Origin of the sequence: Streptomyces sp. NPDC059668 (assembly GCF_042734135.1) — a bacterium.
GTDB lineage: Bacteria > Actinomycetota > Actinomycetes > Streptomycetales > Streptomycetaceae > Streptomyces.
In genome coordinates this window covers 6,216-26,310 of sequence record NZ_JBHWEL010000106.1, presented here as the reverse complement: position 1 = coordinate 26,310, position 20,095 = coordinate 6,216, and the positions used below count along the sequence as shown (strand labels likewise).

The following is a 20,095-nucleotide window of genomic DNA, read 5'->3' as shown; positions in this document are numbered from 1 at the left end:
GTGCCCCTTCCGTGAGTTCGGCCTCCGTGACGTCGCCGGGGTCTCGGTCCGGCGCATGCGCCACGAAGTCCTCGACGACGTAGAAGAGCTCGTTCACCACGGCGAACTCGGCATCGGAGATGTCGCGCAGTTCACGGAACTTGGCCCTGAACCCCGATTCGAACTCAAGGGCATCGATCTGCCCGGAGACGAAGCGCTCGCAGAGGGCCGCGTAGGGCGCGAGTGCCCCGCAGGTTTCCGGCTCGCTCCTCATCACGGACTCCCTCGACTGACGACGTTGACTGCCCGCTGGTGGTTCAGCTTCCATCCGCTCATGAACTTCCCGCTGCGGTCCGTCATGACGTTCAGGCGTTTGGTGGCGTCGTAGTGATCTTGAACGTATCAGGGTCATCGATGTGCTTGCGCATCACCGTCTCTCAGGGAGCACACTCACGGCCGAGCGGTCGACGACATCCCCCGTACCCGCAGCCGCGCGACGCGGGTCACAGTCACCTGGATCGCATCTCCGCGTGCATGTGCCACGGCGTTGGCAACGAATTCGGTGACCCCCAGCGTTGCCGAGTCCGCGAGATCAGCCAGACCTCACGCCGCGACAGCCCGCCGAACGACGGCCCGGGTGCCGGACGCGGACGCCGCCGTAAGGGGCGGCGATTCCGTCACCCCGGGGCGCCGTCAGCGTCTCCGGAGTTCCGGTCGAGAAAGCACGTCCGTGCTGAGCGTGGTGTCCGACTGGTCCGCGGCAGGCTTAGAAGGGTCGACTGTGATGCCCACCCGAGGCCGGAGACCGATCGCCGTCGCGGGGTGGACTGCCGCGTTGGCGCGGCAGGCAGCATGGCGACACCCGCAGCAATCATTCCTTGGTCGCGCCGGCGAGCATGCCGGCCACCAGGGTGCGCTGTGAGACGAGGAAAAGGGCGAGGACCGGCAGGATGGCGAGGATGATCGCCAGTGCCAGTTCGGGGATGGTGATGTTCAGGCCGGCGCCGGCGACCGGGTTGAACGACGGTGTGGAGGTGAGGAGTTGGTTCAGGCCTACCTGGAGCGGGAACTGCTCGCTGTTGGGCAGGACGAGGTAGGGCAGGAAGAAGTTGTTCCAGTTGCCGACGAAGCTGAAGAAGGCGACCAGTCCGACGACAGGTTTGGCCAGAGGGAGCGCGATGCGGGAGAACAGCTGCCATTCCGTGCATCCGTCGATGCGTGCTGCGGACAGCAGGTCTCTGGGCAGGCTGCTGCCGAAGTAGATATAGACCAGGTATACGCCGAACGGGTAGAAGGAGAAGGGCAGGATGACGGACCAGACCGTCCCGATCAGGTGGAAGCGGTTGAGCTCCAGGAAGACGGGCAGCACCAGGGTGGCCTGCGGCATGATCATGGTGACGAGCGTGATCACCAGGAGGGTCTTGCGGCCGCGGAAGTTCGTCAGGGCCAGCGCGTAGCCGGCGGGAACGCAGACCAGCAGGGTCAGGGCGAGCGCACCACCCGAGTAGATCGCGGAGTTGCGCAGCCAGGTGAGCATGGCGCCGTCCTGGAAGGCGAAGAGGTGTTTCCAAGCCGCGCCGATCTGGTGGAAGGAACCGAAGGAGAGCGGGTTGTCCCGCACCACTTCACCAGCGGTCTTGGAGGGTGCGAGCAGCAGCCAGATCACTGGCAGGACGAAGAAGACCAGCAACGCGGCCAGCAGGATGCCCACGACAACGAACGATAGGGCACGGCCGGGCCGGGCGAGACGGCCGGTGGTCGGTGAGACGGAAGCGGGTTGCGTCATTTTTCATCCAACGTGAACAGATTCGAGCGGGCTACCAGGAGACCGGCGGCAAGCAGTCCAACGACCAGCAGACAGACGGAGATGGCGGCGGCGCCGTTGAAGTCACCCTGCTGGAAGGCGTATACGTAGGCCAGCTGGTTGGGCGACCAGGTCGGACTGACCCGGCCCAGGCTGGCGGTCTGGAGCAGTTGCGGTTCCACGAAGAGCTGGGTGCCCGTCGCGAACGCCATGATCGTCATGTAGACGATCCACTGGCGGATCATGGGGATCTGGATGTGCCAGGCGGTGCGCCAGGGCCCCGCGCCGTCCATCCGGGCGGCTTCGAGCACTTCGTCGGGGATGTTGTTGAGGGCTCCGTACATGACGACCATCCAGCCGCCCGCGCCGGTCCAGAACGCGATCAGCATCAGGATGAGCGGCAGGCTCCCGGGCGAGAGCACAGCGGCGAAGGTGTGCATGCCCATGCTCTCCAGCAGCCAGGACACCGGGCTGACGTCGGGATCCAGCATGAACAGCCAGACCAGGACGCTGGCTACGCCGGCCAGCGCGCCCGGGAGGTAGTACAGGAAACGCAGGAGCGCGGACGTGCCCGAACTGACCCGGCTGCGCAGTACCACGGCCACCAGGACGACCAGCACGACCAGCACGACCAGCCACAGGGCGAGGTAGATCAGCATGTGGCCGAAGGCCGGGAGGAAGCGGTAGTCCTGGACGACCTTCACGAACTGGTTGAGGCCGGTGAACTGGCCGCGGGCGTTGGTGAGCGCCAGGTAGAAGGAGTAGCCGGTCGGGAAGACGCCGAAGGCGAGCAGCAGCAGCGTGTATCCGCCGACGAAGAGGTAGCCGGCCATGCTGCGGCGCCTCCGCCGCGGCGCGGTGCCGCGGCGGAGGACGGAGACAGCGACACGCTCGGTCTCGAGCAGGGTCACTTGGTGACCACCTTGTAGCCCTGGGCCTTGGCCTCGTTGCCTATCTCCTCCTGCCAGGCGGGCAGGGTGGCCGTGAGGCTCTTGCCCGCGGTGAGTGCGGGCAGGACGACGCTGGACCAGGCCGTGGCGTCGGAGAAGCGGGTGTTGGACCACCCTGTCCACACGGCGTCGGCGGCCTTCTGGAAGGCGCCACTGACGTCATTGGCGAAATAGCCGCTGTTGGCCGGGTTGGCCAGCCAGGCTCCTGCCGCCTTGGTGTAGGCGGGGTAGGTGGGTGCCGTGGCCTGGTTGGCATCGGAGGTGGTCAGCCAGGTCGCGAGGTCGGTGGAGGCCTTGAGGTTGGCGCTGTGCGAGGAGACCATCCACACGCCGCCGCCCACGTTGCCGGTGGAGACGGTTGATTCGCCTTCCCACGTCAGCGGGGGAGCGGCGGCGATCTGCTTGGCGGGGGTCTTGAAGGCGGCCTTGAAGAGGTACTGGCCGTACCAGGAGGGGCCGTAGGCCATGAGGACCTTGTCACCGCTGTCCTTGGCGAAGCCCTGGCTGAAGAACCCCTTGGTGGTGACCGCCTTGGCGTCGATCAGGTTGTCCAGCAGTTTCGCGGTGCGGGTGCAGTGGGGGTCCTGGAGGTCGGTGCGCAGGGTGTCCGGCTTCACCAGGTTGAAGGCGGGGCACTGCCCGGACCAGAGGTACGACTCGTGGGAGTTGGTGTCGCCGACCGAGCCGACGAGGTAGCCAGGGTGCTCCTTGGCGACCTTCTTGCCGATCGCCTCGTACTCCTCCCAGGTGGACGGCACCTTGTAGCCCCACTTGTCCATGAGGGGCTTGTTGTACCAGAGGACGACCTGGGCTATGTCGTTGCGCAGGCAGTAGGTGTGTCCGCCGAACTCGCAGGGGCTGAGGGAGCCTTTGGCGAAACCGTCCAGGACGCTCTGGGGGACGAGCTTGTCGTCCAGGGGCGCCGCGAAGGGCTTGCCGCCGGCTTTGCCGGGTTGCGATGCCCAGGTGACATCGGTGGGCGTGCCGAACACGACGTCCGGCCATCCGCTGCCGGTCCGGTCGAAGAGCTGCACCTTGGACTGCAGGTAGGTGGAGCCGTCGGCGCCGCCGTCGTAGGTGACGATCTTCAGCTTCGCGTCCGGATGCGCCTTCTGGTAGGCCTGCACGGACGGCAGCCGGGTGGAGTCCGCCCACACGGTGATCTCGGAGCCGTCCTTCTGCGCGGCCGGCTTGAACGCGGCCGTGGCGGAGGAGGACTGCGGGGTGGTGTCGGCGCTGGCACAGCCTGCCAGCGTGGCCGCGGTGGCCAGGGAGAGAGCTGCGGCCGCGGTGCGCACGACCGCGCGGCGTCGGGCGGCTCTCGGAGATCCGGTAGACCTCATCGTCGTGCCTTTCTGTTCGTGCTCGGTTCTGTGCCGGCGGAAAGGGATCCTGTGCCGGCGGGAAGGGTTCTCGCGCGGTCCGGCTGATGCGCCGGACGGGGAAGTCGGCTGCGGTGGCCCTCCTGGGGGGCGGCCAGCCGTCCGCTTAGCGCGGTTGTTCGACGAACGGCGACAGCGCAGCGCCGTAGCCGAATTCGATGGGCAGGGCGATGCCCGGTCCGGTGGGGGCGTGGACGAGGCCCTGGTCGTCCACATGGCGCTCGCGCACGACGTGCGTCGAGGTCACCAGCGACTCGTAGTAGGTGGTGTTGGAGATGGCCATGCACAGGTGGTGGTTGGGGATGTCCGAACCGTGCACCTCGGCTCGCAAGCGGTAGGCGTCGGCGAGGTGGGCGGTGCGCATGGCTCCGGTGATGCCGCCTCGCAGGGTGGTGCCGGCGCGGACGCCGAAGGTGGCGGCGCCGGCCCGGATGAAGTCCGCCGAGTTCATGTGCGCTCCGTCGGAGGTCTCGGCGACCAGCAGTGGGACGTCCACCGTTTCGGCGAGCTTCTGGTAGGCGGAGATGCTGAATTCGCGCATCGGCTCCTCGTACCAGAGGTAGTCGGCCTCGGAGAGTGCCCGTCCCAGCCGGATCGCGTCCGGCAGGTCGAAGCCCGCGGATCCGTCGTACATGAGGGGGACGTCGGGGCCGACGTGGTCGCGCAGCGCGAGGCAGAGGGCGGCGTCGCGGCGGGCGTCGCCCCAGGCGTGGAGCTTGATGCCGCGGTAGCCCAGTGCCAGGCACTGGTCGGCCACGTCGAGGAACTCTGCGGTGGAGGAGAAGGTGGAGGTGGAGGCGTAGGCCGGGATGGCCTCGCGGAAGCCGCCGAGCAGCCGCCAGACGGGCTGTCCGTGGTAGCGGCCGGCGAGGTCCCACAGGGCGATGTCGATGAGGCCCAGGGTGGGGAGGGGGAGTTCGTGGATCCGGTCCAGTTCCCACACTCGGTGCCACAGCCATTCCCGCTGGAGGGGGTCGGCGCCGAGCAGTTCGTCCCGGAAGACCCGGTCGACCAGTTCGGTGAGGGTGGTGAAGGCTCCCGGGCGGGCGAAGACCGCCACCCCTTCGGCGCCTTCGTCGGTACCGATGTGCAGGACCGCGCCGTCGCCGACCTCGGGGCTGGCGCTCAGGCCGTCCCGCCACCGGAAGGGCGGGCTGGCCGCCGGAACGTCGATCCGGTGTACTTCGACATGGGTGATCTTCATCCTGGCTTTCGTCTCTGTGTGCGAGGAGCCGGCGGGGTGCCGGCGGCGCCGTCGCCGCCGGAACCCGCCGTGCGGGTGGCTCAGAAGCCGCCATAGACCTGGAGTTCGTAGATGCTGCCGCCGTTCCAGCTGGATCCGGTGACGGTCAGGCGCAGATAGCGGGCGGTGATCGGGTGGGCGGCGAAGGCGTAGTTGGTCGCGGAGGTGGTGTTGTTCGCGGTGTGGTCGTCGAGCGTGGACCAGTTCTCGCCGTCGGTGGAGTACTCCAGGCGGTACTTGTAGCCGCTGGCCTTCTCGAAGGTGACTGCCGCGCTGGAGACGTCGGTGGCGTCGCCGAGGTCGACCTGGATCCAGGACGGGTCGGGCAGGCCGAGGCCCTGGGCCCAGCGCGTCGACAGGTCGCCGTCGACGGCGTTGGCGGGCGCGTACCCGTCCGACTCGGAGGACGCGGTGGCGGGCTTGTGCAGGGCGAGGTCGTTGTCGGTGGGTGTGGTCACGGTGGCCGCGGGGCTCGGGTCGGACGCGTTCAGTGCGGCGTCACGAGCGACGACGGTGAAGGTGTACGGGGTGTGGTCCGTCAGGCCGGTGACCCGCAGGGTGGTGTCGTCGGTGACGGCGATGCGCTTGCCGTCCTGGTAGACGACGTAGCTGGTCACGGCCGTGTCGTCGGTGGCGGCCGGCCAGTCGAGGTCCAGGGCGCCGGGTGCCAGCGGGCGGATCTGGGGCTGTCCGGGCCGTGCGGGCGCGGTGTGGTCCGAGCTGGGTGCGGCCGGGCTGCCGTAGACCTGAAGGTCGAAGATGCTGCCGCCGCTGCCGCTGGATCCGGTCACGGTGAGCCGTACGTAGCGGCCGGTGACGGGGGTTGCGGTGTGGTCGTAGTCGGTCTGGGCCGTGGTGTTGGTGCCGGTGCGGTCGGCGAGGGTCTTCCAGTGGACCTCGTCGGGTGACACCTCGACGCGGTACTTGTATCCGCTCGCCTTCTCGAAGGTGGTGATCGTGCCGTCGACGTCGTAGGAGCCGCCGAGGTCGACCTGGATCCAGGACGGGTCGGGCAGGCCGAGGCCCTGGGCCCAGCGGGTCGACAGGTCGCCGTCCACCGCCTTCTCGGGATGGTTGTCCTCGGAGTCGGAGGAGGCGGTGACCGGCTTCTTCAGCGCCAGGTCCCGGCCGGCGGGCATGGTGAGCCGCAGGGTCCGGCTCGGCGCCGACTCGTTGCCGGCCGCGTCGCGCGCGGTGACCTGGAAGGTGTACGTCTTGCCTGCCGTCAGCCCGGGGATGCGGACGGCTGGGGTGGCGGAGGCGTTGACGAGCTTGCCGTCCTGGAACACCGAGTAGCCGGTGACCGCGGTGTCGTCGGTGGCGGCGGGCCAGCTGAGGTCGGCCACGGTCGGGAAGTCGGTGACGGCGGTCGGGGTGCCGGGTGCGCCGGGGGCCCGGTGGTCGGTCACCGCGGGACCGGGGTCGAGGTGCCGGTAGGACTTCTGGAGACCGGCGTTGCTCACGATCGAGGCGGGCAGCTGGTCGCAGGCTCCGACGGTGATGTTGCCGTTCACGGTGTCGTTCTTGCTGAGGTACTGGACGCTGAAGGCGGGGTTGGTCGTGTAGTTGCCGGTGGCCCGGCTGTCCTCGGCGTGGTTCATCAGCAGCCACTGGAAGGCGATGTCGCAGAACGCGTTGCCCGTGTTCGTCCAGTGGCGGCTGCCCTCGTCGTGGTACACGGCGCCGTACGCGGGTCCGGGGACGCCGCGGATGTAGTTGCCGGAGACGCGCCCGCCCGGGTTCTCGCTCAGGGTGTAGACGGCGCCGCCGTCGGCCTGCGACTTCATGATGTCGCTGATCTCGTTGTCGCTGACGACGTTGTCACGGCTGATGGTCGGGGTGTCGGAGACCGGGACGCCCGCGTTGCCCGGGTAGGCGGAGTTGCCGCCCTTGTCGGTCAGACCCCAGCCCCAGCCTACGGAGATGCCGCTGTAGGGCAGGTCGTGGACCTTGTTGTGGGTGATCACCGTGGAGTCGGTGTAGCCGGCCAGGATGCCGAGGGAGCCGTTGTACTGGTCGGCGACCTGGGTGACGACGTTGTTGTCGACGCGGGTGTCCTTGGTGGTGTCCCGTGGGTCCGCGGGGTGGGCGTCCCCCCATTCGACGCCGCCGATCTGGATACCGGTGGCGGCGATCTGGCGGAAGACGTTGCCGGTGATGTCGGTGTGCTGGGTGCCGGTGTTCAGGTTGAGGCCGACCGCGCCGAGGTGGGTGAAGGTGTTGTCCTCGAAGCCGATGTCCCGGCCGTGGCTGACGTTGACGGCTCCGGGTGTCTTCTTCCAGTTCAGGCGGGTGGAGTCGAACGTCGGGTTGTCGTCGCCGACCATCCGGAAGCCGGCCTGGCCCTCGATGAGTCCGTCGGGTGAACTCGGCTCCAGCCAGGTGGAGTAGGAGAAGGTGATGCCCTGGAAGGCCACGCCGGTGACCGGGTGTTCGCGGGTGCCGTTCAGGTCGACCAGGTCCTGGATCGCGGGCACGGTGACGTCCGCGGTCCTCATGTTCTCGCCCGCCTCGGGCATGTAGTAGACCTCGCCGGCGCTCTTGTCCAGGTACCACTCTCCCGGGCTGTCCAGCAGTTCGCGGGCGTTCTCCAGCCAGGTCGGGTTCTGGATCTCCTGCCCCTGCTGGAGGTTGGCGTTGTGCCAGCAGGGCTGACGCATCGTCATCGTGGTGCCGGAGATCGACGCGACGGGGCAGCGCATCAGCTTCCAGCCCCAGGAGCTTGCGACTTCGAGGTCCGCGGGATGCTTGTAGGAACTGATGGCGCTGTCGGTGAAGGTGTAGCCGGTGGAGGTCTTGCTGAAGCCCGAGGGGTTCTTCCCGCTGCGCGCCCGTGTCCTGGGCTCGCCGTTGACGTAGAGCTGGCGGGTGTCGAGGCCGGTCAGCTTCGCCTTGTAGACCTTGCCGTCCGCGTCGGCCTTGGTCCAGCCGGTGACCTGACGGCCGCCGCTGATCACCGGGTGGGCGCCGGGTGCGGCCTCGTAGACGATCTTCTGCCCGTTCCCGCCGGAGTCCTGGGCGGTGAGGGTGAAGGTGCGGCTGAGCCGGTACGTGCCGGTCAGCAGACGGACGTGGATGTCGCCGCCGGCCCGGGACTTGGTGTCGCGCACGTAATCCCGGGCGTGTTCCAGGGTCTTGAACGGATGGCTCGCGCTACCCCGGCCGGTGTCCTGGCCGCCCGGGGAGACGTAGACGGTGAGCCCCGCGGCCTTCGGAGCCGCCTGGGCCGGGGCTGCGGCGAGCGGGGCCATCGCCAGGGCGACGGGCAGGGCGGCTATGAGGGTTCTCGGCAGTGGCACGGCTCTGCCCTTGCGTACAGACAGAAGAGACACGGAGATCCAATCGTCTGGGGGAGGGAACACAGGAAACGGGTCGTCCGCCCTGTTCCCGGTACACCGGTCGGCGCGGGCCCGTCACCCTGTGGCGACGGGCCCGCCGCCGGCCTAGGAAGCCGACGTCTGCGGGGGCTCCGCAGCGCGCCCGGGGCCGCTGTCCGCCGACGGCCGGGCGGATGACCCGGGGGCGGTGCGGCCGTCGAGGTTGAACAGCCGGTCGCGGATCTTGCGCTCGAACTGACTCTGGGTGGTGGCGATGTGCTCCACCATCAGCTGCTCGGCGAGTGCGGCCTCCCCCGCGGAGACCGCCTCGGCGATGGCGAGGTGCTGGCGCGCGGCGACCTCCAGGGAGCCAGGCGCGTCGCCGTGGAAGAGCAGCACATCGGACTGGCCGGCGAGGCGCCGGACGCCGGCGACACTCGAGCGGAGGAACACGTTGTGCGAAGCAGCGCCGACCGCGTCGTGGAAGGCCTCGTCGGCGCGCGCGAAGGCGTGCACCTCGTGTCGTACGGCAGCGTCCAGCGTGGCTTGGGCACTCTCCTTGATGGTGCGGACTTCGACGGGGGTGGCGAGGCCGGCGGCCCTGCGGGCCGTCTCCGACTCGATCACCGACCGGTAGTCCAGGAGCATCAGGATGTCTTCCATGCTCGTCGGCCGGAACTGGGACATCTGGTCGTCGACCAGTCCCCCCGTTCCCTCGGCGACGAAGATGCCGGCTCCTCGCCGCACGCTCAGCCGGCCGATGGCCGCCAGGACCTTCACGGCCTCGCGCGTGACGTTGCGGGTGGCTCCCAGGATCTCGGCGAGGCCTCGTTCGGTGGGAAGCCGGTCACCGGGGCGCAGCCCCTGTGCGGAGATGTACTCCAACAACTGCTCGGCCACCAACTCGTACCCCGGCCGGTAGGGACGCGACGCATCGTCTTCCCCTTCGGCCGGGACGCGCGACGGATCGGCCACGATGGCTCCTTTGCGTTCGTCAAATGAGTCTGGTTCATCTGCCGGGCCACTATGGCATCCGCGTTACGTGATGGATAGATATCGACGAGGATCAGTTTCAAATCCGTCTGAACACTGTGGAGTCCGTGGTGAGAGACAGTTGGAAGCTCTCTGTTGCGCCGAAGTGATCTGATCCTTATCGTCCTGATCGTCGAATGAAGCAGATCCATCACGGTCGGCGGGGTACCACCAACGTGCTGCGCCCTCGCGAGCTGATCAACACCGCTGCGCCGGCCGGGGTCGCCTGCCGACCGGTACTCCGTACCTGCGGACGGGCGGCGTCCTGGGCGTGGAGATCGACGGACCCGGCCGACAGCAACGGACATTCAAGGAGGCCTGACATGGGCAGCTTCGACGGGCTTCGCGCCCTGGTCACCGGCGGCGCTTCCGGAATCGGACTGGCGACCGCCCGGCTGCTCGCCTCCCAGGGGGCGCGCGTCGCGATCCTGGACCTGACGCAGGCGTCCCCCGACGGATTCACCGCGTGTCTGCAGGCCGACATCGGTGACGACACCTCCGTCACAGCCGCCGTCAGCAGCGCGATCAACACCCTCGGTGGCCTGGACATCCTGGTCAACAACGCCGGGACCGGCGCCCAGGGCGGCATCGCGGACAACTCCGACGACGAATGGCACCGGGTGTGGGACATCAACGTCGTCGGACTCGTGCGGGTCACGCGCGCCGCGCTGCCCGCGCTGCGATCCTCACCCCACGGTGCGATCGTCAACGTCTCCTCCATCGCCGCGACGGCCGGCTTGCCCCAGCGGGCGCTGTACTCGGCCACCAAGGGCGCGGTGCTGTCCCTGACCCGCGCCATGGCGGCGGATCTGCTCCCCGAGGGCATCAGGGTCAACGCCGTCAGCCCCGGCACCGCTGACACCCCCTGGGTGGCCCGCCTCATGGAGCAGGCTCCGGACCCGGCCGCCGAACACGCGGCCCTGGCGGCCCGGCAACCGCACGGCCGCCTGGTCTCCGCCGACGAAGTGGCCGCGGCCGTGGCCTATCTGGCCTCCTCCGCAGCCGGCTCCACCACCGGGACCAGCCTGGCCGTGGACGGCGGCATGGACGCGCTGCGACTGCGAAAGGAAGGATGAGCGATGGAACGTCACGCTGCCGTGGTCAGGCTGCGCCCGGAGAAGGAAGCCGAGTACCGCGCCCTGCACGCCGCGGCATGGCCCGGTGTCCTCAAAGCCCTGAAACGCGCCCACATCGGCAACTACTCGATCTTCCTGCGCGACGGACTGCTGTTCAGCTACCTCGAATACACCGGCGACGACTACGCGGCCGACACCGCCGCGATCGCCACCGACCCGACCTCGCAGCGCTGGTGGGCACTGACCGACCCCTGCCAGCAACCGCTGGACACCGCCGTCGACGGCCAACTGTGGGCGAGCGCCGAGGAGATCTTTCACCTCGACTGACCCGGCGTCCCCCCGTACGACGCCAGGCCATATCCCCTACTCCCCTTCTCGCACCAGGAACGGACCAGGAACGGACCATGCGTATCGACGCCCATCACCACCTGTGGGACCTGAAGGTGCGTGACCAGCCCTGGGCCCACGGCGTGCCCCAACTGCACCGCAGCTACAGCCCGTTCGAGCTGCGGCCGCTGCTCGAGCACAACGCCGTCGACGCCACCGTCGTCGTGCAGACCCTGGCCGACGCCGAGGAGACACCAGAGCTGCTCGCGCTGACCGTCAGGGACACCCACGTGAAGGCCGTGGTCGGATGGACGGATCTGACCGATCCTGCAGTCGCCGACCGCCTCTCCGAACTGCGGGACGCCCCCGGCGGGGCGGCACTGGTGGGGATCCGCCACGGCATCCAGGACGAACCGGTGTCCGACTGGACGTCCCGCGACGACGTCCGCCGTGGCCTTCAGGCAGTCGCCGCGGCGGGTCTCGCCTACGACCTGCTGGTACGACCCGACCAACTGTCCGACGCGGTCAAGACCGCACACGAGCTGCCCGACGTGCGCTTCGTCCTGGACCACGCCGGCAATCCACTGATCGACAAGGAGGGCCTGGCCGTCTGGACCGCCGAGATGAGGGATCTGGCCGCCTGCCCCAACGTCGCTGTGAAGCTGTCCGGTCTCGTGACCCGCACGCCCCCCGGAGACGACCCCGTTCGGGCGCTGCGCCCCTTCGCCGACGTACTGTGGTCGAACTTCGGGCCGGACCGCGTCATGTTCGGATCGGACTGGCCGGTTTGTCTCCTGGCGGCCGATTACCCCGATGTCCTCGCCGTGGCCGAGGCCTTGTCCGAGGGCCTGGGCGACGCGGAGCACGAAGCCGTCTTCGGCACCACCGCCGCGCACTGGTACGGAATTCCGGCATGAACATCACGCGGCTGCGCCGCACGAATGTGCACGTCAGCGCCCTGGGCTTCGGTGCCGCTCCCCTCGGCAACCTCTACAGCGCCATCAGCGACGACGAAGCCCGGACCACGGTCGACGCCGCCTGGGATGCGGGGCTTCGATACTTCGACACCGCGCCGCACTACGGCCTGGGACTCTCGGAACGGCGCCTGGGCGAGGCCCTCGCCCGCCGGCCCCGGGAGGACTTCAGTGTCTCCACCAAGGTCGGACGTCTGCTGGAACCTCACCCCGCTCCGACCGGATCCGACCTGTCCGCGGGAGGCTTCGCCGTACCGGACACCCTGATCCGCCGTCCCGACTACTCCCGATCGGGCGTGCTGCGCAGTCTGGAGGCCAGCCTGGATCGGCTGAGGCTGGACCGGATCGACATCGTCTACGTCCACGACCCCGACGATCACCTGGACGCCGCCGTCGGTGAGGCCATACCCACGCTGCTGAACCTGCGCGACCAGGGAGTCATCGGCGCCGTGGGCGTGGGTGCGAACACCGTCGGCCCCCTCCTGCGGACCGTCACCGAGACGGACATCGACACCGTCATGGTGGCCGGGCGGTGGACCCTCCTCGACCGCACGGCCCGGCCCCTGCTGGACACATGCGCCGCGCGAGGAGTATCCGTCGTCGCCGCGGCGCCCTTCAACTCCGGCCTCCTGAGCCGTCCGCACCCGGCCGCTGAGGCCACCTTCGACTACGGCCCTGTTCCCACGGCCGTGCTGCAGCGCGTCCGCGCCCTCGTCGAGGCATGCTCCCGACACGGAACGGTCCTTCCCCACGCCGCCGTGCGATTCCCCCTGCGCAGTCCAGAGGTGGCCTGTGTGGTGGCGGGTTTCCGCTCCGGTGACGAGGTACGAGCGGCGGCCCGTTGGGCGGCGGTCGACCTGACCGATGAGGCATGGAGCGACCTCGACAGCGTCGTCGTGACAGGGACGAGTGATCTCGGCCGGTGAGGGAACGGTGCGCCCCGATCGCCCCGGGAGGGTTCGAGGACTGTGCGTCCTGGCCATGAAGCGCCGCCGTGCCCTGGTAGGCCACGGCTGAGCGCCGACGTGCCGACCCGGCGGTCCCCTCACCGGGGAAGGCGTCGCCGGTGACACGGCCCGCCCGCTTGTTATCGTCAACACTCCAGTAACGCCAGGGGCTCACCAGCAGTCAGAGCCGCCGAAGTCCCTGTCCCTCAGATGCCAGCAGTTCAGAGCCAGTTCAGCGGGGAGAGCACGCCGAGGATGGAGAGGTGACCTCCTTGACGACCCGTTGTTATCGTTAACTTACCCACCGAAACCCCACCGAGGAGTAGATGTGCCGTCGACGTCTCGTTCGTACGATGCCCACCCCAACTACGAGCCCATAGCGGGGCAGGTGGTCGCGGGCTGGCCGGCCGCTGTCGCAGGCCTGCCGGCCCGTCCGCTCCGGTTGTCGGTCGACGGTCCTGCCGCGCTGGACTGGGACGCACTGGCCGAAGGCCTCTCGGCGGCCCTCCGCTCCACCGGGCGTGAGGTGCAACTGCTGGACGTGCGACGTCACTACGGGTCGGCGGCCGCCGACCGCATCGCCGCCCGGCCCGTCCCTGCCGACGACCCCTTCTTCACCCCATTGTCCGAGGCGCGAGTCTCGGACCTCTTCGACATCGTCCCCCGGGCCGACAGGCTCCCGGACAGGGGAGTGGTGGTGATGTTCGGACCGGGCGCGGGGATGTGCGAACCGGATGTGCTGTGGTACGCGGACCTGCCGAAGCGATACGCCGAGACCGCCGTGGCGCACGGAGACCTCCCGGTGGGCGTCAACCTCGGCCGTCCCGGCGAACCAGGTGATCTGGTAAGGCTGTTCTACACCGACTGGCCCGTGCTGGACCGACACCGCGACACCCTCGCGACAAGGGTCGACCGGTGGATCGACATGCAGGATGCGGCAGCGCCCGCCTCACTGAACGGCACCGCCCTGCGCGGCACCCTGGAACACCTGGTCCGAGGCCCCGTACGCACTCGCCCCTACTTCAACTCCACCCCGTGGGGCGGCCAATGGGCGGTGAACGAGCTCGGCTTCACTCCGCAGGCCGGCAACACCGCCCTCGGCTACGAACTGATCGCCCCCGAGGCGGGAGTCCTCATCGGCGACAAGAACGGACCACAGGTCGAGGTCCCGTTCCAACTGCTGTGCGTCCTGCACCCGGAGTCCCTGCTCGGCCAGGAAGTCCACCGCACCTTCGGTACCTCCTTCCCGATCCGGTTCGACTACCTCGACACCATCGAGGGCGGCAACCTCTCCCTGCACTGCCACCCTCGGGAGCAGTACATGCGGGAGGTCTTCGGCTGGTCCTACACCCAGCACGAGACGTACTACGTCACCGCCAGCGAGCCCGGCGCCCAGGTTCTCCTCGGGCTCACCGAGCACGCGGATCCCGAGGTCATGCGCCGCCAGGTGGAGGACGCCATCGCACACGACACCCCGGTGCCCGTCGAGGACCACGTCCAGACCCATCCGGCCACGGTCGGCCAGCTGTTCATGATCCCTGCGGGCACGCCGCACGCCTCCGGCGCGGGCAATCTGGTGCTGGAGGTGAGCGCGACGCCCTACCTGTACTCCCTGCGCTTCTACGACTGGCTCCGCAAGAACGCCGCCGGCGCGGCCCGGCCCCTTCCCTACGAGCACGGTTTCGCCAACCTCGACACCGCCCGACGCGGAGAGGACGTGACGAAGGAACTGATCCAGCAGCCGCGCACCCTGCGCGCCGGCGAGGGCTGGCGCGAGGAGGTCATCGGCGCACTGCCCGAGATGTTCTACGCGGTGCACCGCCTGGTCGTCGTCCCGGACGCCGGGATGTCCGACGACACCGCAGGCCGCTTCCACATCCTCAACGTCGCCGCGGGCCGGGGCGCCGTCATCGAGACACGCGACGCGGGCAGCCACTTCCTGGCCTTCGCGGAGACCGTCACCGTGCCCGCCGCAGTCGGCCCCTATCGCATCAGCGCGGTGGGCAGCGACGAGGTGCACATCGTCAAAGCCCTGGTGGTCGAGCCGTGATCAGGTCTGCCGACCAGCGGACCTGTGCGTTGATCCCCGTTCTCGACATCGGCGGAACCCATGTCACCGCCGCCGTGGTCGATCCCGCGACCAGCCGCCCTGTCCCGTCCTCGGTACTGCGCAGGCCCCTGGGATCCGGTGCCACCGCCGACAGCATCCTCGACGTCATCGCCCACGCCGCCCTGGAACTGCCCGCCGGGCACCGGCCGTACTGGGGCGTGGCCATTCCCGGGCCCTTCGACTACGACACCGGTATGGGCCGCTTCACGGGCGTCGGGAAGTTCGAGACCCTGTCCGGTGTCGATGTCGGGGCCGGACTGCGTCAGCGGCTGGGCCACCGGGCCGAACGGCTGCGCTTCCTCAACGACGCCGACGCCTTCGCCATCGGGGAATATCATGCGGGCTCCGCAGCGGGGCACGAGCGTGTGGTGTGCCTGACGCTGGGTACCGGCGTGGGCTCCTCCTTCCTGCGGGGCGGCCTGCCCGTGCACGACGGCACGCAGGTGCCCCCCGACGGTCACGTGCACCGGCTGACCGTGCGCGATCGGCCGCTGGAGGATCTCGTCTCACGCCGTGCCATCCGCGCCCGCTACGCCCGCCTCGGCAGCCTCACGGAGGACAGCGGCCTCCCGGACGTCCATGAGATCGCCGCGCTGGCGAGGAGGGGCGACCCGGCTGCTGCCGAGGCCTTCCGCTACGCTTTCGTCACTCTTGGCCAGGTCCTGGCCCCGTGGATCGTCCGGTTCGAGGCCACCGCGGTGGTGATCGGTGGCTCCATGGCCCAGTCCTGGGACCTGATCCACCCCGCGCTCTCCACCGGGCTGGCCCGGACCGGTGGAATCACTGCACGCGTCCTGCCGGCCGGACAACCAGCGGAAGCACCACTGATCGGAGCCGCCAACTGGGCACAGGACGCCCCGAACGCGGCGCCTTGAGGGCTGACCAGGTCCGGGACGCCACGACGACGGACACGGGAAGGAGAAGGGGTATGAACGCTCATCGAGGCGGCGGCCCGACCATGCAGGACGTGGGGAAAATCGCCCGGGTCAGCGCCATGACGGTGTCACGGGCGCTCAGGAACGACCCGCGGGTCTCCGAAGCCACACGCGAACGCGTCTTCGCGGCGGTCGACCGTCTCGGCTACCGCCTCAACGAGACCGCACGCAGCCTGCGGCTCGGTGGCAGCGGCATGATCGGCCTCGTCGTCACCAACCTCGCGAACCCCTTCTATTCACGTCTCGCGCTCGGCGTGCAGGAAGTCCTCGGCGAACATGGCTTCCGGATGATGCTCAGCAACACGGGCGACGAGGGCGACCGCGAACCCGGCCTCGTCGACGGTCTCATCGACCACCGAGTCGAAGGCCTGATCGTCGTCCCCGCGGGCAGTCAACAGCAGCACCTGGCCGAGGCCATGCGCCGTGTCCCCGTCGTCCTCGCCGCACGGCCCCCCGCCGGGCTCGACACCGACTGTGTGCTGGTCGAGGACTTCCATGGTGCCCGAGAGGCCACAGCCTGCCTCCTGGCGGAAGGACACACCCGCATCGCCTTCCTCGGCAATCCGCCGGCGCTGTACACGGGAGCCGAACGGCTGCGCGGCTTCTGGGCGGCACACGAGGAAGCCGCCGTGGAGCCTGACAACGCCCTGATACGCCAAGGCCTCGTCGACGCCGCGACGGCCGAGCAAGCGACCCTCGACCTCCTCCACCTGCCTGATGGACCCACAGCGCTGTTCTGCACGAACAACCGCATCAGCCAAGGCGCGATCCGAGCCCTCTACAAAGCCGGCACCACCCTCCCCCTGACAGGCTTCGACGACTTCGATCTCTCAGACATCCTGGGCCTCCCGCTGACACTCGTCTCGTACGACGCCGACGAAATCGGCCGGCAGGCCGCACAGCTCCTCATCGACCGCCTCAGCGGGCAGCACACCGAGACCTCCCCCACATCTCGACGCATCACCGTCCCGACCCGCATGATCCGCTACGGCCCGCACCCTGGCACACGTCCCTGCGGGCTGCCGCAGGGCGACCACTGAAATGGAAAGCGTGAGGTCGGCCGGCCGGAGGCGACCTCAGGGACGCGGATCGAGGTCGCTCGGCGGGGTTGGCGTTGCCCACCGGGTTGGGCGGTCAGGGTCTCGTGTCGTCCGCCGCCCGTGGCTGGAAGAAGGCGTGACCATCGCCGCTCGTCTCATCACCACCATCACCACCGGTCTCCGACGTCGCCTTTCGCCTGGAGACTGCTTCTCTGCACTAGGCGGTTTCGTTTGGATCATCTGGCAGACCGGAGGAAGATGCCGGCGACGTGCAGTCCGGCCAGGTAGATGGCCGCTGTCTTCTCGTAGCGGGTGGCGATCCCGCGCCACTGCTTCAAGCGGTTGATGCAGCGTTCGACGGTGTTGCGCTGCTTGTATGCCTCGCGGTCGAAGGCGGGTGGTCTGCCACCCCGGCTGCCGCGTCGCATGCGGTGGCCGCGTTGATCGGCTGGCATGGGGATGACCGCCCGGATGCCGCGCCGCCTGAGGTGTTCACGGATGGCCCGTGACGAGTACGCCTTGTCTACGAGGATTGCCACTGGCCGGGTCCGGGGCCGTACACGCCGTCGGGGGACACGCAGGCGGGCCATCACGTCGCCGAAGGCGGGTGCGTCGCCGGCCTGTCCGGCGGTGAGGTGGAAGGCCAGGGGCTGGCAGTTGCCGTCGGCCGCGAGATGGATCTTCGTGGTCAGGCCGCCGCGGGACCGGCCGATGGCATGGTCGGCCGGCTCGCCAGCTGGGGCCCCTTTTTGCGGGTTCCGGCCGCGTGCTGATGGGCTCGCACGTTCGTGGAGTCCACCGAGACGACCCAGTTCAGCTCCTCGTCGGCGTCCGCCTGGGCCAGAAGCGAGGTGAACACCCGCTCCCACGTGCCATCGGCGGACCACACCCGCAGCCGGTAGTAGACGCCCCGTCAGTTGTCGTACTTCTCCGGCAGCTGGACCCGCTGTGCCCCGGTCTGAAACTTCCAGGCGATGGCGTCGATCACCTCTCGGTGGTCCCGCCACTGACCGCCCCGTTTCGGTGTCCGGTCCGGAAGCAACGGCTCGATCCGCGCCCACTGCGCGTCAGTCAACAACACACCCGGACAAACGAGCAGATGATCCGAAGGGAGCGACTACACGCAGCCGATGCCATCGGCCTTGCCAGCAGCTGTCCACCAGGACATCAGCCGGGCAGCCATCGCTTGCGGCTCTGACGGCAGAGGGGTAAGACCGAAGTGATCCTCCAGCTCGTGTCGAAGGAACCCACCGATCTCCGCCTGGTCGGCACCCCTGCGGAGCCGCTGGAGGAGAGGGGCGAGCATGCAGTCGTACTCGTCCTGCACCTCGTCAGCGACGCCGATCGGATCCCACTCATTGAGCAGATGCCGCAGGCCGTTCTCGATGGCGTCGGTTCCAGATCGCATCGCTCCAGAGTGCCAGCCGGGAACCACCGCCATCACTCACCCCCACCTTGATCCAAACGAAATCGCCTAGGTCAAATGAGACCTCAGGCCCCCTCGATCTTGTTGAGCAGCCGCATCAGCAGGTCGGCCAGCGGGAGAACCTCGGCTGCTTCGGTTGGGTGGGTGTAGTCGACCCGTCGGTGGCTCGTCGGGTCTTTGAACAGGCCGATGGCGCCCTTGAACAGCTCCATCGTGACGACTGCCTCGCCTCCATCGGCGGTGGTGTCGACCAGTGGGCCCGCGTCCTGATCTGCCTTGCCGGGCGGGAACGCCTGCTTCATGGGGGCCGTGCCCGTGAGGAAGTTCGGAAACCCGGCCATCGTCCGGACACGAAGGTCGATTTCCTTCATCGCGAACAGAGCGGCAGCCTCGAAGTGTCGCCCCGCAGGAACTGTGGTCGTGCCTTCGCCTCCAGAACGGGAACGAGTTCGATGTTGAGCCCCCCGGCCGGCCCGGCCGGTTGCGGAGACGGAAGCGACCGCTTACTCAGCCGCGAACCCGACTCAGGTGAGCACGAGTTCGCGAACTCGAAGTCCTGGCGCCTCTCACCAAGGTCTGCATGAACACCCGCCATGCCACCACCCTCCTGCGGACCCTCCTCGTCCTCGCGAGCACCGAAGTTCAGAGGTGACCGACCTTTTCTCCGCAACGATCGCGCTCCCGAGGGGCGCGAGTGCATCACTCCCGACCCACACCAGCCACGTGACCTGCGAAATCAGGATGAGGACTTCTCATGGGCATCGACCGCCACGGCCGGCTGCCGGGGGGTGCGCCTGAGCCTGCGGCGCCCGCACGGAGCGCCATGCTCCACGTGCTCCCACCCCGCTCCAAAAGGGGTGCGGCGTCGTGCATCCCGGCGGCGCGGCCGAGGGGGCCGCGCGTGTGGGTGGCACCCGCTGGCGGCGAGCGCCCCCTATGCCCTGTGTTCAAACCATCGTGGAGTTTAGGTGGATTCGACCCCTGGCGCCTGTTCGCCGCCGTGACCATAGCCAACCAAGAGGACTCCGCTTCGCCGGAGCTCACGGAACGAGAGGACATGCGTATGCGAGGCAAGCAGGCGATCGGCGCGGGCGTTCTGGCACTGGCCCTGGTGTCGGGACTCGGCTGGGCCGCCCAGGCCACCACCAGCGAAACCGCGACCGGCCAGGCAGTTGCGGCCCAGGCACCGGCACGGGCCGCGGCCGTGAACGGCTATCAGATCGTCCAGCTCCCCAATGCCGGCGTACCCAACTTCCAGCGCCGCACCCTCTACTGCCCGGCGGGCAAGAAGGTCATCGGGGGCGGCGCCGAGGCCCAGGGCAACGGGGCGGTCCTGGTCGGTAGCTTCCCCACCCCGGACGGCACCGGCTGGATCGCCCTGGGCCGGCAGGACGGCTACTCCACCGTCGGCATCAGCGTGTACGCCATCTGCGCTACACCCTGACCGACCGACCGACCCTGACGCGGGGGGGGGGGGGGGGGTGGGGGTGGGTATAACAACCCCGCGAGCAGGGGTGTGGGACAACTCGCAGCCACAGAACAAACGATATGGC

At 68.8% G+C, this 20,095-nt stretch carries 16 protein-coding genes and 2 pseudogenes; 8 read left to right on the top strand and 10 right to left on the bottom strand.

Features of this window, described 5'->3' with window-relative positions; genetic code table 11:
• From ACFV2J_RS39805 to ACFV2J_RS39775, 7 genes are all read right to left on the bottom strand, one after another.
• The coding region (locus ACFV2J_RS39805; protein ID WP_385443344.1) for a colicin immunity domain-containing protein at positions 1-253 on the bottom strand (253 nt) is incomplete at its 3' end.
• Positions 254-850: 597 nt separating this feature from the next.
• Positions 851-1,765, bottom strand: coding sequence for a carbohydrate ABC transporter permease (locus ACFV2J_RS39800; protein WP_385095652.1), 915 nt, complete (start codon positions 1,763-1,765; stop codon positions 851-853).
• A complete protein-coding gene (locus ACFV2J_RS39795; protein ID WP_385095649.1) occupies positions 1,762-2,694 on the bottom strand; it encodes a carbohydrate ABC transporter permease in 933 nt (310 codons plus the stop codon). The genes ACFV2J_RS39800 and ACFV2J_RS39795 overlap by 4 nt, the downstream gene beginning before the upstream one ends.
• Entirely contained in the window at positions 2,691-4,076 is a 1,386-nt protein-coding gene (locus ACFV2J_RS39790; RefSeq protein ID WP_385095646.1) for an ABC transporter substrate-binding protein, read from the bottom strand. Before ACFV2J_RS39790 ends, ACFV2J_RS39795 begins: the two co-directional genes overlap by 4 nt.
• A 145-nt stretch (positions 4,077-4,221) precedes the next feature.
• Positions 4,222-5,319 (bottom strand): enolase C-terminal domain-like protein, encoded by a 1,098-nt coding sequence (locus tag ACFV2J_RS39785; RefSeq protein ID WP_385095643.1) that lies wholly within the window; start codon positions 5,317-5,319, stop codon positions 4,222-4,224.
• Between the two features lie 80 nt (positions 5,320-5,399).
• On the bottom strand, positions 5,400-8,609 hold the full coding sequence (locus ACFV2J_RS39780) for a discoidin domain-containing protein (RefSeq protein ID WP_385443346.1): 3,210 nt from the start codon (positions 8,607-8,609) through the stop codon (positions 5,400-5,402).
• A gap of 192 nt (positions 8,610-8,801) precedes the next feature.
• Positions 8,802-9,650 carry a FadR/GntR family transcriptional regulator gene (locus ACFV2J_RS39775; protein ID WP_385085533.1) on the bottom strand — a complete coding sequence of 283 codons (849 nt, stop codon included), beginning with the start codon at positions 9,648-9,650 and terminating at the stop codon, positions 8,802-8,804.
• Between the two features lie 380 nt (positions 9,651-10,030).
• On the opposite strand from ACFV2J_RS39775, the gene ACFV2J_RS39770 reads away from it, so the two are divergent.
• The 7 genes from ACFV2J_RS39770 to ACFV2J_RS39740 all read left to right on the top strand — a co-directional run bounded on the left by ACFV2J_RS39770 (position 10,031) and on the right by ACFV2J_RS39740 (position 17,116).
• Positions 10,031-10,783 (top strand): SDR family NAD(P)-dependent oxidoreductase, encoded by a 753-nt coding sequence (locus tag ACFV2J_RS39770; protein WP_385085531.1) that lies wholly within the window; start codon positions 10,031-10,033, stop codon positions 10,781-10,783.
• A gap of 3 nt (positions 10,784-10,786) precedes the next feature.
• A complete protein-coding gene (locus ACFV2J_RS39765) occupies positions 10,787-11,110 on the top strand; it encodes an L-rhamnose mutarotase (RefSeq protein ID WP_385085529.1) in 324 nt (107 codons plus the stop codon).
• Positions 11,111-11,187: 77 nt separating this feature from the next.
• Complete coding sequence (locus ACFV2J_RS39760) at positions 11,188-12,027, top strand: amidohydrolase family protein (protein WP_385085527.1); 840 nt, start codon at positions 11,188-11,190, stop codon at positions 12,025-12,027.
• Positions 12,024-13,010 carry an aldo/keto reductase gene (locus ACFV2J_RS39755; RefSeq protein ID WP_385085525.1) on the top strand — a complete coding sequence of 329 codons (987 nt, stop codon included), beginning with the start codon at positions 12,024-12,026 and terminating at the stop codon, positions 13,008-13,010. The genes ACFV2J_RS39760 and ACFV2J_RS39755 overlap by 4 nt, the downstream gene beginning before the upstream one ends.
• A gap of 349 nt (positions 13,011-13,359) precedes the next feature.
• Positions 13,360-15,081, top strand: a complete 1,722-nt coding sequence (locus tag ACFV2J_RS39750; RefSeq protein ID WP_385085524.1) for a class I mannose-6-phosphate isomerase — start codon at positions 13,360-13,362, stop codon at positions 15,079-15,081.
• Positions 15,078-16,016 carry an ROK family protein gene (locus tag ACFV2J_RS39745; RefSeq protein WP_385085522.1) on the top strand — a complete coding sequence of 313 codons (939 nt, stop codon included), beginning with the start codon at positions 15,078-15,080 and terminating at the stop codon, positions 16,014-16,016. The genes ACFV2J_RS39750 and ACFV2J_RS39745 overlap by 4 nt, the downstream gene beginning before the upstream one ends.
• A 53-nt stretch (positions 16,017-16,069) precedes the next feature.
• Positions 16,070-17,116, top strand: a complete 1,047-nt coding sequence (locus tag ACFV2J_RS39740) for a LacI family DNA-binding transcriptional regulator (protein ID WP_385085520.1) — start codon at positions 16,070-16,072, stop codon at positions 17,114-17,116.
• Between the two features lie 236 nt (positions 17,117-17,352).
• On the opposite strand, the pseudogene ACFV2J_RS39735 reads toward ACFV2J_RS39740, so the two are convergent.
• The 3 genes and pseudogenes from ACFV2J_RS39735 to ACFV2J_RS39725 all read right to left on the bottom strand — a co-directional run.
• Positions 17,353-18,197: pseudogene (locus ACFV2J_RS39735) on the bottom strand (IS5 family transposase).
• A 36-nt stretch (positions 18,198-18,233) separates the two neighbouring features.
• The gene (locus ACFV2J_RS39730; protein ID WP_385085518.1) at positions 18,234-18,557 is read right to left on the bottom strand and encodes a hypothetical protein; all 324 of its coding nucleotides are present in this window, start codon (positions 18,555-18,557) and stop codon (positions 18,234-18,236) included.
• 50 nt (positions 18,558-18,607) lie between these two features.
• A pseudogene (locus tag ACFV2J_RS39725) lies at positions 18,608-18,931 on the bottom strand (TIGR02391 family protein); the annotation flags it as partial.
• Positions 18,932-19,605: 674 nt separating this feature from the next.
• On the opposite strand from ACFV2J_RS39725, the gene ACFV2J_RS39720 reads away from it, so the two are divergent.
• On the top strand, positions 19,606-19,986 hold the full coding sequence (locus ACFV2J_RS39720) for a hypothetical protein (RefSeq protein ID WP_385085514.1): 381 nt from the start codon (positions 19,606-19,608) through the stop codon (positions 19,984-19,986).
• Positions 19,987-20,095 lie beyond the last annotated feature (109 nt).

What these genes read in the sequence shown, in the direction of transcription:
- ACFV2J_RS39770 (WP_385085531.1), top strand. Translation starts at nt 10,031, where the DNA reads ATGGGCAGCTTCGACGGGCTTCGCGCCCTGGTCACCGGCGGCGCTTCC.
- ACFV2J_RS39720 (WP_385085514.1), top strand. Translation starts at nt 19,606, where the DNA reads ATGCGAGGCAAGCAGGCGATCGGCGCGGGCGTTCTGGCACTGGCCCTG.
- ACFV2J_RS39785 (WP_385095643.1), bottom strand. Translation starts at nt 5,319, where the DNA reads ATGAAGATCACCCATGTCGAAGTACACCGGATCGACGTTCCGGCGGCC.
- ACFV2J_RS39740 (WP_385085520.1), top strand. Translation starts at nt 16,070, where the DNA reads ATGAACGCTCATCGAGGCGGCGGCCCGACCATGCAGGACGTGGGGAAA.
- ACFV2J_RS39800 (WP_385095652.1), bottom strand. Translation starts at nt 1,765, where the DNA reads ATGACGCAACCCGCTTCCGTCTCACCGACCACCGGCCGTCTCGCCCGG.
- ACFV2J_RS39755 (WP_385085525.1), top strand. Translation starts at nt 12,024, where the DNA reads ATGAACATCACGCGGCTGCGCCGCACGAATGTGCACGTCAGCGCCCTG.
- ACFV2J_RS39765 (WP_385085529.1), top strand. Translation starts at nt 10,787, where the DNA reads ATGGAACGTCACGCTGCCGTGGTCAGGCTGCGCCCGGAGAAGGAAGCC.
- ACFV2J_RS39730 (WP_385085518.1), bottom strand. Translation starts at nt 18,557, where the DNA reads ATGGCGGTGGTTCCCGGCTGGCACTCTGGAGCGATGCGATCTGGAACC.
- ACFV2J_RS39790 (WP_385095646.1), bottom strand. Translation starts at nt 4,076, where the DNA reads ATGAGGTCTACCGGATCTCCGAGAGCCGCCCGACGCCGCGCGGTCGTG.
- ACFV2J_RS39760 (WP_385085527.1), top strand. Translation starts at nt 11,188, where the DNA reads ATGCGTATCGACGCCCATCACCACCTGTGGGACCTGAAGGTGCGTGAC.
- ACFV2J_RS39780 (WP_385443346.1), bottom strand. Translation starts at nt 8,609, where the DNA reads ATGGCCCCGCTCGCCGCAGCCCCGGCCCAGGCGGCTCCGAAGGCCGCG.